This is a genomic window from Pseudogracilibacillus amylolyticus (SeqCode), from assembly GCF_051918545.1.
Lineage (GTDB): Bacteria > Bacillota > Bacilli > Bacillales > Amphibacillaceae > Pseudogracilibacillus.
This window is the reverse complement of record NZ_JBPPZG010000084.1, coordinates 1-15,398: the sequence shown is the minus strand read 5'-3', so window position 1 is coordinate 15,398 and position 15,398 is coordinate 1. Positions and strand designations below refer to the sequence as shown.

Here is a 15,398-nt window from a genome sequence, read left to right as displayed (position 1 = left end):
ATAGGGAAAGCCGCCGTATTAAATAAAAATGTTTAAATTGCTCTTTAAGAACTGTTATTGCAGATTTCATATGTATATCCTTTCGATGGGAAGCACGCTTTATTCATACTGTTTATTATAATTCTATTTATTAAACCTTCATAAATTATACAAGTAACCATGATAAAAAACAATAAAAAGAAGGCTTATGCTGATAGTGGGATAAACCCTCCAATGAGGCCAATACCTCAGCTTTGATACCTCATTCACTCACTACACGCTCACTGGCACACTCGTCTTCTAAATAGTAAAACTTCCGATAAAAAGCCTCTGTGGTTAGCTTGTTTTAAACTTCCGCGCCGTATTTCAACCATTTTGACCTAGCTAGATCTGTAATCCCAGTGTATCCTATTGTCTATTTTTCCATCCTTCCCACCAAAAATAAGGATCATTGGATACCCCCTATTTGTGCTACCCTTTATTTACCAAACAATACCTTAGCATAATTCTACATTCAAATAAACCTTTAGGGAACAGTATACCCGATCTGATTCATAGTATGAGAGTAAAACATAATAAATCATTTCCCAGCAAAAATATGAAGTTCTTCGACAATATATGTTATAATATCCGCATCAACTATTTATGAGGTGAAAAATTTGATTTATGCAGGTATTCTAGCTGGCGGAAAGGGAACAAGGATGGGAAATGTTCCAATGCCGAAGCAATTTTTGACTTTAAATGACAAACCAATCATCGTGCATACAATTGAAAAGTTTTTACTAAACGACAAATTCAAAAAGGTTATCATAGCAACACCAAAAGAGTGGATCAACCACACAAATGACATATTAAAAAAATACGGAATCGACCTTCCAAAAGTAGAGGTAATCAGCGGAGGTTCTGACAGAAACGGAACGATTATGAACATCATTGATTTCATTGATACGGAAAATGGCTTGAATGACGATGATATTATTGTAACGCATGATGCTGTAAGACCTTTTTTGACACACCGTATTATTCAGGAAAATATCGATTTTGGTTTACAGCATTGTGCAGTCGATACGGTAATAAATGCTATCGACACAATTGTGGAATCTCAGGATGAAACGTTCATTTCAGACATCCCGCTTAGAGATTATATGTATCAAGGACAAACGCCACAGACATTTCAAATTAAAAAACTAAAAGAGCTATATGGTAAATTGTCAAAAGAGGACAAAGAGATTCTTTCCGATGCATGCAAAATCTTTTCCTTGAGCGGGGAAAAAGTGAAACTGGTTCAAGGTGAGGTATTCAATATCAAGGTAACCACTCCGTACGATTTAAAAGTTGCAAATGCGATTATTAAAGGGAGCCTGGATCAATGATTAATCAAGTTTATCGTCTTGTTTCACCTAGACAATTTGAGGTTACATATAAGGATAGAAGTATTATATCTGATGATGTGGTCGTACGCCCAACACATTTATCCATCTGCGCGGCAGATCAAAGATACTATACGGGGGCCAGAGGGAAAGAAGCGATGAAGAAAAAACTGCCAATGGCTTTGATACATGAAGGTGTCGGCGAGGTAGTTTTTGATCCTGCGAAGGAATTCCCTATAGGAACCAAGGTTGTTATGGTACCTAATACGCCAATGGAAAAAGATCCCTACATTGCAGAGAATTATTTGCGGACAAGCAAGTTCAGATCCAGTGGCTACGATGGTTATATGCAGGATTATGTCTTTATGGGCAGGGATCGTTTGGTAGTGCTACCTCAGGAATTGAATATGGAAGTCACCGCATTTACAGAGCTTGTAACTATAGCTGTTCATGCTGTAAGCCGGTTTGAAAGTAGAGCTCATAAAAAGAGAAACACATTTGGTGTATGGGGCGATGGCAATTTAGGTTTTATTTCTTGTCTGATTCTCAAAAAGCTTTACCCGAAAAGTAAAGTCATCATCTTTGGAAAAACGGATTATAAACTGAATCATTTTTCTTTCGTAGATGATGCCATTAAAATTGATGAAATTCCTGATGAACTTACCATCGATCATGCAATCGAATGTGCAGGCGGCAAGGGAAGCCAGTATGCAATTGACCAAATTATTGATCATATCAACCCAGAGGGCACCATCTGCTTGCTGGGTGTTAGCGAGTATCCAATTGAAGTCAATACAAGAATGGTATTGGAAAAAGGCTTGACACTACTTGGAAGTAGTAGAAGTGGTACTGCGGACTTTCAAAGGGCAGTTAATATTTATAGTGAATATCCTGATGTCCTCGACTATTTAAGTACGCTGGTAGGTAATGTGCACAATGTATCCAAGCTTGAGGAAGTGACCAATGCATTTGAAAGTGACCTATCCAGCTCTTGGGGAAAGACGGTCATGAGGTGGAAAATTTAAATGAAATATGTTCGTTTTATGAAGCATATATACATCATATTTTATAAATTGTGCTTTCAAGCAGTTTATACGTTTTTATGCCTTGTTAGGAAAACAGATAGCCATAAAATGATTATTGCACTATACAGAACGGACCATTTGGATGATAATTTACGTCTGGTATATGAGGAAGTGCAAAGGCAGGAGCCAAACATTAAGATTCATCTTGTTCATGGGGTGAACAAGATGAATCTTAAGCTGTTTAAAGAAATTATAACATTAGCAAATGCCCGGTATTTGATTTTGGATGATTATTATTTGCCAATATATCTTGTCAAGCAAAGAAAAAGTTTGAAAGTAATCCAATTATGGCATGCAGCAGGTGCTTTCAAAAAATTTGGACGCAGTACAGTTGGAACTAAATTTGGACCATCACAATCTTATATTAATCTTGTTCCTGTTCATTCAAACTATGACTTTGTATACATATCAGCAAATAAATTTACAAAACATTATGCAGAGGCATTCCATATGGAGCAAAATAAGATCTTTGCACTTGGTATTCCAAGGACAGATTTGCTCACTAACAAGAAGTATGCTGCAAAGATAAGGAATAACCTGTATCGTACATACCCATTTTTAAAAGACAGAGATACCATTAATATTTTGTTTGCCCCGACGTACAGAGCAAAAGGTACTCATTTGGAAACACAGCTTGATATTATAGATTCGGTCATACATTTATCTCACTCTGTACAAAATAACAGAAGGATTATATTTAAAGCTCATCCGTATATGGAACCATCATCCGTTGAAAGACTGAAGAATTGTTCAAATGTATTTGTTGCAGAACGTCAAGGTATCAATGAATGGATGCTCGTTGCTGATGCATTTATCACAGATTACTCTTCTTCCATTTTTGAATTTGCATTATTGAAAAAGCCAATGGCTCAATTTGTACCAGATTTAGCCGATTATTCGAAGAACCGCGGTTTTTATATAGCAATTGAAAAAATATCGGATGCCGCAATTATACGGGATCTATCAAGACTTTCAGCGTGGATTAATGAGAGAGAAAAAAACGAGTATTTTGATTCCAGCCGGATGATTGCTTATAATTTTGACCAAGTTAATAACGTGACTAACAAAATTGTTAAACATTTCCTTTCAACTGATAAATAGAGGTGGTTTTATTGTTTATATCTTCGATTGATAATAAAGAAGCAGAGGTCAAACGTCAAGCAAAAGTTAATAGTGGTATTACAAAGCTTAGTTTATATGGCCCATATTTTGATATTGAGGGCTATGCAACAATTGATGGTTTGACTACTTATGAAGAAAACAGAATTAGAAAGACGTTACTAATCATCCCGAAAATAGATTTTGATCTTTATCGTCAAAAGCATAACGTATGTACCCAAGATGATGAAACATGTGAAGAAATGACAGATGATGAGATCCTCGAAAAAGAAATGTATCAAATCCCTTTAATGAATTGCATGCTAAGTGACGTAATAGATGTTCAAGATGAACAGACAGATGAAGAACAATTAAGCGGCTTCAAGGGCAGCATTGACTTATCAACGATTAACATGGATAAACCATTGGAATCTGGCGATTATGATGTATATATCAAATTGGAACAAATGGTAGCTAATAAAGATGATGTGAAATATGAAAAAATCATTTCGTTATCAAGCGCAAAAAAATTTCTCGGGGATAAGCTTTTTGCAACAAAGCTTCACTTTTTCTCCACGAAAAAAGTGTTGAAATATAACTTGATAATTGTACTGGATAAGTATACGAAAACGGTGCGGTTCAAAAATACCTTACTCCAATCATATGATCCGAGAGAACTTGATGATGAAAGTAAGGCAAATGAAGGTAGGTATACCAAAGCAATTAAGCGCAAATTTTTTAAACTGGTCTATATTCTATGTTGCTTATTTCCAATTAAGAAGAAAAAGGTCGCATTTGCTTCTGACAGCCGTTCAGAATTAAATGGGAATTTCTTTTTTGTGTATGAAGAATTGTATAAACGGAACTTAGATTTGGATATGAAATTTTTGTTTAATGAACGAATTAACAACAAAAAATCATTTTTTGACTTGATTCGAATTGCGTTTCATTTTGCAACTGCAAAAATAATTTTGCTAGATGACTTTTATCCAATGGTATACCCATTAAGCATTCGTAAAAATGCGGATCTAATTCAAGTATGGCATGCGGCCGGAGCCTTTAAAACATTCGGGTTCAGCAGGCTGGGAAGACCAGGTGGACCATCACCTAGATCGAAAAATCATCGAAACTATACAAAAGTTGCGGTAAGCAGTGAAGGTGTGAGAAAGAATTATGCGGAAGGATTCGGAATAACCATAGACAAAGTTTATGCAACAGGTGTGCCAAGGTCAGATATATTTTTTGATGAAGAATATAAAAAATATGTGGTTAACACATTACATCAAAAATACCCTTTTTTGAAGAACAAAAAAGTTATTTTGTTTGCTCCGACCTTTCGCGGCAATGGCCAAGCTTCGGCGCATTATCCATTTGAGGTACTCAATTTTAAAAAGCTTTATGAAGCATTGCACGAAGAGTATGTCTTTCTGTTTAAAATCCATCCTTTCGTGCAAAATAAATTGGATATTCCATATGAATTTGCTGACTTTTTTTATGACTTAAGTGATTATAGGGAAATCAATGATTTATTACTAATAACGGATCTTTTAATAACCGATTATTCTTCTGTCTGCTTTGAATATGCACTCTTAAATAGGCCAATGATTTTCTTTGCTTATGACGTCGAAAAATATATTCAGGATCGTGACTTTTATTACAATTATTTTAATTTTATCCCGGGGCCATTGGTGAAATCCACGGAAGAAATGCTAAAAACAATTAACAAAAAAGACTTTGAAATGGAGAAAATAAAGCCATTTGTTCAATATTTCTTTGGAGACACCTTAGGAAGGGCATCTAAAAATGTTGTAGATGAGTTAATTATTCCCAGTCTTGAAGACAACAACGAAGAGGATAAGGAATCGAATGTTAAACTATCTCCTCCAACTTCGAGAATTGAACTGTTTGAACGGTCGATTGCTGAGCAGGAAGAGCAGCACTAGACAAGAACAGTATGCAAAACCATAACATAAATGATGTTTTTGTAACAACTTACTACTGCACATATTTGGTTAATGTTTCCGTTGGCGTTGGCAGATACCTTCATTAGCCGGAGGACAGTCATCCATTCTTTAGGTCATGTGTATATTTACTTGACACGGAATGTACATTGTTTAAATTATCTATATAAAAATCCCGCCACAAAGACGGGATTTTTATAAACAAAGAAAAGTTCCATATTAGTTAGGAAATAGAATTTTCCCAGGCATTATATATTCGTGTTTCTCTTTTTATCAACTTAGGGGTTCGTTTAAATTGTTTACAGGCCTTATCTAATTCTTTTTTAGCTACAGTAATGTCCTTGTTATCCAGATACAAGTCTATTAGCATTAATCGATTATCTAAATTCTTTGGATCCATTTCAACCGATTTTTCAACTATCTTTATAGCCTCCTCCTTACGATTTAATTTTTCCAACACGTCCACCCTAAACTTAATTGCACGTTTATTAGTAGGCTCTAATTCCAAAGCCTTTAATGATAAATCATAAGCCCACCCAATTTTATTATGCTTTAAACAGGCTTCGCCCAGTAATCTACAGTAATTAGGTGATTGCGATTTTAAATTTCTGTCATATGCTGGCACACTTCCCTCATTAATAAATGTTAATACATATTCTTTCAAGACCCCCATGCTAAGTAAATGAAAAGTCATTCTATGCCCACCATATGGCAACTTTTTCAATTGTGCTTTGGGATAGGAGGTTAGCAGCGATTCTTCGACATACTTTCTATCTGTTTTATTTTTGGGGTCATATATTATTATTGGAAACGCCTTGTCATTAAACTTATGAGACAGCGTATGATGAAGGGTTTGTTTTCCTTTATCTTCTTTCGTTCCATAAATAGGGTGGATAGGCAGTCTAGGAGATAAAGCCAATATTTGGCAGTTCATTTCGGAAGTATAATATAATGCCGAGTATGCGCCAAGACTGTACCCATAAGAAAATTTATTATCATACCCACCAGCCAATTCTTTAATTGTCTGATCAAATGCATCTTTCGACAAATCCTGATGGTAGTCTTTTTTTGTTTTCTTCCTGACAGCTATAATATCTACATTTTGCCTTTGGAGCAATTTAAAACCAAATGGTTTCTCATTCCAACGGATTTTGGCAGCATCGAATGTTATAACCAAGGATTTCGTCGGTTTTAGATTCTTATAAAATTCAATACGACTTTTTCCATTATCAAATAAAGTTAGTTTACGGTAACCAAGCCCATCTTGCTTTATTTCATTTGGAAAGGTCTTTAAAACATCATCAAAAATATTAGCTGAAAGAACTTGATTACCCATTATTTGATTTAGCATAGAGAGCATAATCAAATTATTGAAATCCAACCGGTTTTCAGATTGAAGTGCTTTCGTTAACCGTAAAATAAAATACGGCTTTTCCTTTTTTGAATTCAATAAAAACTCCCAATGAAAAGCTGCATCATCCCATGTTTTAACTTTCATTGCATAAACAGCATATTGCTCTCTAATTCTCAAATTTTTTGGATACTTTTTCAAACCATTTTCAAGAATTTTTCCTGCTTCTTGTTTATCCCCGGTTTTCCAGAAGGTATTCGCTCTTTTTAAATAGTAATTGGGGGTTCTTGTCCCCTCTATTACTTTCCTTAATAACTTGTGTGTAATCATTCTGTAAAACCTGCCTCCTACATAACAAATGAAAATTGTTAAGGATTATCTGTTGCTTTTTTATAGTAGCGAGTACGTTAAATAGTGTAACATATCGTTAACTATTTTATTGTTACAGGAGCTTTAAATTTAATTGTTCAGGTTGAAAAAAGGGAGCTATTATTTGGTAGAAAATTTTGGATCACCAGCAAAAGAGAACGCAATCCCCATCTGAAATAGATGGGGATTTAACACATCACTAACCACTAATCTAATGTACTACCTTTGGATACTATCGCGCAGAGCATTCCAGTAATTAGAATCGGTCTCGTAATTAACAACTTCATCAAATTGGCTGTCTCCAAATAATCTTCTAACCTCACGGTTAAATGAATATTTATAAACCAGTTCCATTTTTTTATTAATGAATTTTCCATTAAGATTAAAATATTCAATTGCCGAAGCTTCCTCCAAAGTTGTTGGCATAACACCAGCATGGATGATAAGATTAATATTTGATTTTAATTCATTCAACATCCTTAGTTTATCTTTATCCCGTTCCAATCCTTTATTTAGCATGATGGAGACGACATTACCATCTTGCACAAGTTCATTTAATTTGGAGACCAGGCTTTCAATGCTTGATTTTTCACTTAGCATCCCGCCTAGGCAGAGCCAGGATTTAGCTAGTTTTTCCTCATGAACAAAATTTATATCCCGATCATCTTCCAAGAAGAACCAGCGAACGATTCTTTCGGTTGATCTTCCATCATCATAAGGGCAAAATCTTTTTTTTGCGGCCAAGTAACGTGAACTAGGACTATCATTATTAAGGTTGTCAACGACGCTTGCTACCAATTGATCACCTGTTTTTACCACACTTCCAGGTAACTCATCTTCAGTCAGGTTTAGGCCTCGCTCCCTGGCATATTCTTCTACATCATGGAGATAATGAATAATCGGGCGTTCCGTAACTATGAAATCGAAAAATACACTAGAGTAATCAGTGATAAGTATATCAGCTATACTTAAAAGTTCGTTTGTTTGAATATCCGGCGGTGGAACAATAATGTTGTCGGGAAGTTTTACATTCTTTAATAAGTGATCAGATTCCGTATGACTACGAAATATAAGATTCACATCAAGTTCTGCTAACATTTTTAAATCTGCTACCAGTTTAGCCGAATCAAACCAATTGCTGGTTTTAGAACTTCCACGCCAAGTCGGCGCATAGAAAACCGTTTTTTTTGATGGCTCAAGTTTTAGTTTAGACATTATTTGATGCTTAACATCATCCGATGCATTGATTGTGATATCTATTCTTGGATATCCTATTTTTGCAATTTGGCCGGAACTTATACCTTTTATTGAATAACTTTTTGGTTGTTTTTCAGCCATATATTCGTTTGGAACTATAATATGAGTGGCTTGGAGCAAATTACGTGTCCCTCCTGCAACTCCTAACGGAGTCCCCGAACTGTCACGACCTACCGTTTTATAAAAAATACCATGGCTAGTTTGCAGATAAAACTGGTCCGGTTTACGTACAATGTAATCCGAAAATATATTGTTGCATATCAGATACTTAGCACTAGATATGTATCTAAAGTAAGCATCAGAACCCTTTTTGACAAAAATGATATTGTCTTTAGCTCTCAATTCATCGGGTATGACATCAAATGATCTTATTACCCAAACATGGGTATATTCATTAAAATCGATGTGGTTATAAATATATTTAAAAATAGCATATGGGTTCCCCATTATTCGTGCGCCATCCAAACTCTCATAAAAAATCATCTTATTGTCTATAGAATAATGTTCATAACTTATGGCGTATCGAACTCTGGCTTTTGTGATATTTTTTTTATAAAACCCCTCATCAATGGTGCTAGGACAGCTAAAAAGTTCTGCTTCTTTGTATGCTTCTAAGGCCCCTTTCATTTCTCCAAGTTGACTAAGAGCGTGTCCTAGTCTTCTATAGTTTCCAGGGCGATGTTTTTCTTGCCGGGCAATTGCGTTCTTATACCATTTAGCTGCATTTTCATAATCTTTTAGCTGGTCATAACAATTAGCTAATGCAAAGTTCCAAGGCGATCTAACTTTGTCTAATTTTAGAGCATTTTCGTAATAACTAAGAGCCTGTCCTGGCTGATTTATTCCATCTAACATCGATGCTATCTTAAATTGCAATTCAGCATCTCTATCATTTTGTGACAACCGATCCTTGTAAGCTTCTAAGGCATATTTCCATTGCTTAAAATGTTCATGAAAAACTCCTATTCCAAAACGCTTGCTTTTTAGTTTCTGATCCTGCTTGACGGCCTTATTGAAAGAACTAGTAGCCGATTGAGGCTTATTGTTCATAAGCTGCATAAGGCCGAGCATGTAATATGCGAAAGCAAGCGATTGGCCAACACATTTGCTATCGCAATTTTTAGTGGTCTGTTCAAAATGGGCCTCTGCGTGCCTTGTTTTGTTTAGCTTGAAGTAACATTCTCCCAGTTGATAGCTTACGATGGAATCTTCCGGCTGCAACCTGAGATATGCTTCAAAGCTATTGGCAGCTCCTTCCCATTGTTGGAGTCGAGTATACTCATTTGCCTGCATAAACCAGGCATGAGAGTCATTTGGGTTTACCTGCAAATATGCATCCAAGCATGATATAGCTTTAGCTGATTCACCCAACTTAATTAAACACTCGGCTTTACGTTTGTAAAGCTTTAAAGCAGTGTTTTCATCGGTTAAATTGATAACGGCATTAATGTGATCCAACGATTGCTTCCACAATTTTTGACGAAAAGCCAACTTTGACAAACGATTTTGATAAGCAGGAGATCTCTTATACACTGGTGCTAATTTCTTCAGATTTCGGTACGCGCCCGATAAATTACCACGTTTTATATATAACTTGAAAGCCGCATAATGAAGCGGTAGTTTAAACAAGCTAGTTAATTTTCTTGTTTTGTTCTTAGATGCATTATCTTCCAAAACTATACACCTCCATTCTATTTAAATATCATCGTGTTAAATTCGTTTTCTCATGATAGAAAAACACTTATTTTCCATCGAACTCCTTAGTGGTTATAAATCCTTGATACTGGATATTAGTGGGCCTTCTCATCCTACCTACCACTATGCCGACCGTCTAAAACATCATGTAAAATCAGGAGCATAGCAATTATCAACTAAGATAAATGTTACAATCGCCCTATAAATAGACGGGAATGGGGAAATACCTTCACAAACCAGTCTCTTTTATTCCACTACACTTACATGACTTAAAAAACTTGCCCAAAACTTCGAATCGCCGGCATAGTCTATAGTTTTAACAAATTTTGAATCACCTAACGCCCGCCTAACTTCACGCCTAAATGCCCTATCGTAAGCTTCTCGCATATCTTCGCTGGCAAAATTATCATGTTTGTTATAATACTCTATCGCCTGACGTTCTTGTAGCGTCATTATCATACCTTCCATGTAAGGGTATATCATTGTTTGCTCGGGCAATAATTTGAATTGTTGGGTTTTCTCGGCTGATCCAGCTACATTTGTCGGAATGATAACATCAACATTATATTTGGTAAGATCTAGCTCTTTAATCTTTTTAATAAAACTATCTGTTTTGTCGCCTGGTGTGAAATCTCCACCATAAACAAGAATAGAGGGCTTACTACCGGTATTTACTAGCTTGACGTGCTCAGTCCTTCCGCGGAAGAACCAGTCGACAACCCGTTCTGATACATGACCATCTTCATGTGGACAAAATTGCTGTTTTGCAACCTTGTATTGTTTCGACGGTTTATAACCAGGCTTTAGATCTTGTTTGATGTATTCAACAACCTTATCAATAGTATAAGCAACATCGCCTGGGAGTTCATCCACACCAAAATACAGGCCGCGGCTTTTAGTATACTCCTCCAGGTCATATAAGTAATGGATAATAGGTTTATCAGTTACCAAATAATCATAAAAAATACTTGAGTAGTCAGTGATTAATAAATCAACTATCCCCAAAAGCTTGTTACTATCTATGTCCGGAGGAACTACCTTAATATTATTGAGTTTGCCTTTTATGTGCTTCTCGGACAAATGGTGCCCGCGAAATATTAATTGAACATCAAGCTTAGATAGCCTTGTTAGATCATTCTGTAGTTTAGAAACGTCATAAACATTGTTGGAATATGTGCCTCGCCACGTTGGGGCATAAAGCACAATTGGTTTGTCTAAATCAACATCCAAATCATCAGCCAATCGGTGTTTCTCCATGGAATTAATATTTATTGTAGAATCAATCCTTGGATAACCTGTTTCTGCCATTTGCCCTGAATAAACGTGTTTAAATTGGTAACAGTCCGGTTGGGTGTTCGACATATGTGGGTTTGGCGTTAAAATATTTGTAGTCGTTAAGAAAACCTTATTAGCATTTTTGAAACCAAGAGGGGAAGCACTATCATGACCACCTATAGTTTTATAAGCAGTACCATGCCATGTATCAAGTAGTTTCTGCCCCGGTTTACGAGTTATATGTTTGGATAACTTCGAATTAGTAATAATGAATTTAGCACTACAAGAATATCGCATATACAAATCGGTATCTCGCTTTACAAATATAACATTGCTAAGGTTTCGATATTCATCCGGTACATTGCTAAGGCTCTTTATTGACCACACATGTATATAATTTTTAAATTCCTCGTCTTTCATTAATCGCTTAAATAGTGCTAACGGATTACACATTAATCGTGATCCAGCCATACTTTCGTAAAAAACCATCCTGTCATCTATTGGATAATATTCATAACTAATCGCATATCGGGTAGCCAAGTCTTTAATATATTTTTTATAAAAATTGTTATTAATACCACTAGGACGGCTAAACAGGTCTGCTTCTTGATAAGCTTCTAGGGCTTGAGTTAATTTCCCTGACTTTTCTAGTGCCAATCCAAGCTTTCGATACCACTCCGGTGTGTGTTTTTGCTGGCGAGCAATTGCGCTATTATACCACTTTGCTGCGTTTTCATAATCCTTTAATTTTGCATAGCAATTGGCAAGGGAATAGTGCCATTCCGCTCGTACTTTATCTAGTTTCAAAGCTTTTTCATAATGCATTAAAGCTTGTTCAGGTGTATATAATTTTTCATCCAATATAGAGGCTAATTTAAATTGCAGCTTTGCATCTTTATCATCTTGAAGTAACCGATTTTTATATGCTTCTACAGCAAAGTCCCATTCCTTATAATGTTCATGAAAAACACCTATACCATATCGTTGACTATTTAATTCCTGATCAAGATTTATAACCTCATTAAACGACTGAAAAGCTTGGTCAGTCTTATTATTTTTCAACTGCATTAAACCAAGCATGTAATATGAAATGGTAAGTTCTCCTACATTACAGTTGTTATCAAGGTTCTTCGTTGCTTGATGATAATTATTTGCTGCCTGCTGAAAATCCGATAAGTTTCTATAACATTCAGCTAATTGGAAACTGGCTTTTGAATCCTTGGGATTTAAATTAAGATAAGATTCAAAGCATTTTGCTGCTTCTATCCATTGATGAAGTTGATTATATTCATTTGCCAGCTTATGCCAAGTTTGAGCATCGTTTGGATTAGCCGATAAATACTCATTTAAACATAATACTGCTTTAGCTGATTCGCCTAATTGAATCAAACAGTCAGCCTTAAATAAGCGATATTTTGGAGAATTGCTGCCAGCTAGTTGAATGGCTTTATTAATATGTTCCAATGACTGCTTCCACTTTTTTTGTCGGTAAGCCAGCTTTGACAAACGATAGTAATAGACAGGATTTTTCTTATAAATAGGTTTCAATTGTTTTAGATTATGATACATCCCTTGTACATTATCACGCTTTGTATATATCTTTAGAGCCACATAGCGGGGCAACAACCTAAACAACCCCATTGATTTTCCATTTCCCTTTTTATCCGTTTTACTTTTCATAAAATCGCACCTCTTAGTATATGGAAGTTATTTTAAATTTAAACGAGAGCCAAGTCGTTTAAAATTTTATTTGTTACAAAAGCAAAACTTTCATTAAAAATCGTTCAATTGTAACGCGATTCGCAAATTTTTACTACATCGTGCCTAACTAAATTAAGTGAATCCCAATGAATTGGATGGGATTTCACGTCTATTGTATCTTTTTTCTAAATCCAGATCACGGTCGGCTCCTTTACATAGGACCACGCTACTAACTCCAGTTTTCTGCAATCCAATTCTGTTTTATCAATTATTAAGGTATCTTTTGCAACATTTTAATTTATAATCAAAACTAATACTGTGTTATGCCATCGGAAAAAGAACGCGCAAAACTTCCGTCATGTTCGATTATCAACTCATACATACCATCCAGTAACGGCTTAACCTGGGCATCATCCCACTCAACAGTTCCATGTCGCGAGCATTTTGGCTACTTACTTGGCGGGGAGGATACAAAAAAGCCCCTGTCCAGACCCTTGACTGTTTGTTGTTGTGTACGCTATTATTTTCCATTATAAATGAACTATAGGGTCATTATAACCTATGCGTTTTAATTTGAAAAGGAAGGGTATTACACAAGGCTTATGCCCTACAGGTACAAATCATTTTGCCACAACCTCAATCATTAAAAACCTCTTTTACTACACGCTCACTTGCATGTCCATCTTCCAGATAACAAAACTTCTGATAAAATGCCTCTGTTGTCTCAGAAGGTACAAAGCCATTTTCTTCAATTTCCTGGATCTCATCAACAATTTCATCTGTTGTTTTCACCAATGGTCCCGGTGCTTTTGCCTCAAAATCAAAATAAAAGCCCCGTAAATGATCGCGGTAATCGTCTATATCATACACATAAAACAGCATCGGTCGTCGTAAATTAGCATAATCAAAGAAAACAGACGAATAATCCGTGATCAATAAATCAGCAATCAGATACAGTTCCCGGATATCTTCATGCTTGGATAAATCATAAACAAACTCTCCATAACTGGTTAAATCCAGATTTTCCGCAACAAGATAGTGCAGCCTCAGGATAATAACATAGTCATCACTGAATTTTTCCCTTAGCATATCCAGATCCAGCTGCAAATCAAATTTGTATTTCCCTTTGGCATAGAACTGGTTATCCCGCCATGTTGGTGCATACAAAATAACTTTTTTATCTGCTGGCAGTTTACAACGGGCCTTGATTTCAGCAATCGTCCCCTCATTATTACAATTGACTAAAAAGTCATTTCGCGGATAACCGGACTCAATCATCGTCTTATCAAACGCAAAAGCTCTTCGAAATATCTCGGTGGAATACGCATTTGGCGACACCAAATAATCCCATTTACTTGTTGCCTTCAGAAAGTTTTGTTTATATTTCACTGTATCTGTACCGGGCATGTGTACTTCATCCATATCGGCAGCCAGTCGTTTTAATGGGGTACCATGCCAGGTTTGTAAATAGGTTGTCCGGCGTGGTTTCGGTATCCATAAAGGCAGCCGGCTGTTGGAAACCCAATAACCGGCTCTGGTCATCAAAAATAACCATTTTATTGAAAAACGATTGACAATACGAACATCTTTATCATGAAACGCCTGTGCGTAACGTTTATCAACACTCCAATACATGTTATATCCTTGGGTGTGCTTTAACATGTATTCATAAATTGCCCGGGGATTGTCACTATATTGTTTGCCCAAAAAGCTTTCAAAAATAACTAATTTACGATCCTTGGGAAGCAACTTTCCTAAAAGACCAAACATTAATTGATATATTTTAAATAACACTTTTTTTATCATGTACATTAACTCCATAAGATCTTTTTCAAAATATGATGTCAGAAAGATTACTTCTTAAAAACACGTTCAACATTTTTTTGAAGCATTTCCGTCGTTCCACTTACAAAATCGCTCATGGAATAGGTCATATTTTGCTTGATATTCTACTCGAACAGTTTCAAAAACCTGAGCGCCAATATGTCATGAAAACAGGAACAAATCCACTGCACCGACTTTTTCAAACGAGTGAACAAGCCTTCCGTCACCCCCAGCAGTATTTACGATGTAATCATTCATCATCAAAGATACGATCCACCACGCGTTTTGTTGCGTTACCATCGTCTAGTGGACAATACTTCTCCCGGAATTTCTGATACTTATCGTGATGGGCTGTCCTTACATTTTCTATCCCCAATATATTTTCAATAATTTCTTCCGTATTGTACACAAATGGGCCGGGGGCCTCCGCTTC

Annotated in this window: 8 protein-coding genes and 1 pseudogene; 4 read left to right on the top strand and 5 right to left on the bottom strand. The window is 36.0% G+C overall.

Annotation, left to right across the window (positions count from 1 at the left end; all coding sequences use genetic code 11):
• Window positions 1-638 precede the first annotated feature (638 nt).
• Genes ACPYKA_RS10795 through ACPYKA_RS10780 form a run of 4 tightly spaced genes read left to right on the top strand, consistent with a single transcriptional unit; the run spans window position 639 to window position 5,475 of the window.
• Window positions 639-1,352, top strand: coding sequence for an IspD/TarI family cytidylyltransferase (locus tag ACPYKA_RS10795; protein ID WP_479542299.1), 714 nt, complete (start codon window positions 639-641; stop codon window positions 1,350-1,352).
• A complete protein-coding gene (locus ACPYKA_RS10790; RefSeq protein WP_479542298.1) occupies window positions 1,349-2,374 on the top strand; it encodes a ribitol-5-phosphate dehydrogenase in 1,026 nt (341 codons plus the stop codon). Before ACPYKA_RS10795 ends, ACPYKA_RS10790 begins: the two co-directional genes overlap by 4 nt.
• Window positions 2,375-3,535, top strand: a complete 1,161-nt coding sequence (locus ACPYKA_RS10785; protein WP_479542297.1) for a CDP-glycerol glycerophosphotransferase family protein — start codon at window positions 2,375-2,377, stop codon at window positions 3,533-3,535.
• A gap of 11 nt (window positions 3,536-3,546) precedes the next feature.
• Entirely contained in the window at window positions 3,547-5,475 is a 1,929-nt protein-coding gene (locus ACPYKA_RS10780; protein WP_479542296.1) for a CDP-glycerol glycerophosphotransferase family protein, read from the top strand.
• 241 nt (window positions 5,476-5,716) lie between these two features.
• Here ACPYKA_RS10780 and ACPYKA_RS10775 read toward each other — a convergent pair whose 3' ends face one another.
• The 5 genes and pseudogenes from ACPYKA_RS10775 to ACPYKA_RS10755 all read right to left on the bottom strand — a co-directional run.
• A complete protein-coding gene (locus tag ACPYKA_RS10775) occupies window positions 5,717-7,174 on the bottom strand; it encodes a tetratricopeptide repeat protein (protein WP_479542295.1) in 1,458 nt (485 codons plus the stop codon).
• A gap of 258 nt (window positions 7,175-7,432) precedes the next feature.
• On the bottom strand, window positions 7,433-10,144 hold the full coding sequence (locus tag ACPYKA_RS10770) for a CDP-glycerol glycerophosphotransferase family protein (protein ID WP_479542294.1): 2,712 nt from the start codon (window positions 10,142-10,144) through the stop codon (window positions 7,433-7,435).
• 267 nt (window positions 10,145-10,411) lie between these two features.
• On the bottom strand, window positions 10,412-13,120 hold the full coding sequence (locus ACPYKA_RS10765; protein ID WP_479542293.1) for a CDP-glycerol glycerophosphotransferase family protein: 2,709 nt from the start codon (window positions 13,118-13,120) through the stop codon (window positions 10,412-10,414).
• Between the two features lie 657 nt (window positions 13,121-13,777).
• Window positions 13,778-14,989, bottom strand: a pseudogene (locus ACPYKA_RS10760) (CDP-glycerol glycerophosphotransferase family protein); the annotation flags it as partial.
• 226 nt (window positions 14,990-15,215) lie between these two features.
• On the bottom strand, window positions 15,216-15,398 hold a 183-nt coding region (locus ACPYKA_RS10755; protein WP_479542292.1), incomplete at its 5' end, for a CDP-glycerol glycerophosphotransferase family protein.

Coding starts and splice junctions, on each gene's coding strand:
- ACPYKA_RS10790 (WP_479542298.1), top strand. CDS start 1,349: ATGATTAATCAAGTTTATCGTCTTGTTTCACCTAGACAATTTGAGGTT.
- ACPYKA_RS10785 (WP_479542297.1), top strand. CDS start 2,375: ATGAAATATGTTCGTTTTATGAAGCATATATACATCATATTTTATAAA.
- ACPYKA_RS10775 (WP_479542295.1), bottom strand. CDS start 7,174: ATGATTACACACAAGTTATTAAGGAAAGTAATAGAGGGGACAAGAACC.
- ACPYKA_RS10765 (WP_479542293.1), bottom strand. CDS start 13,120: ATGAAAAGTAAAACGGATAAAAAGGGAAATGGAAAATCAATGGGGTTG.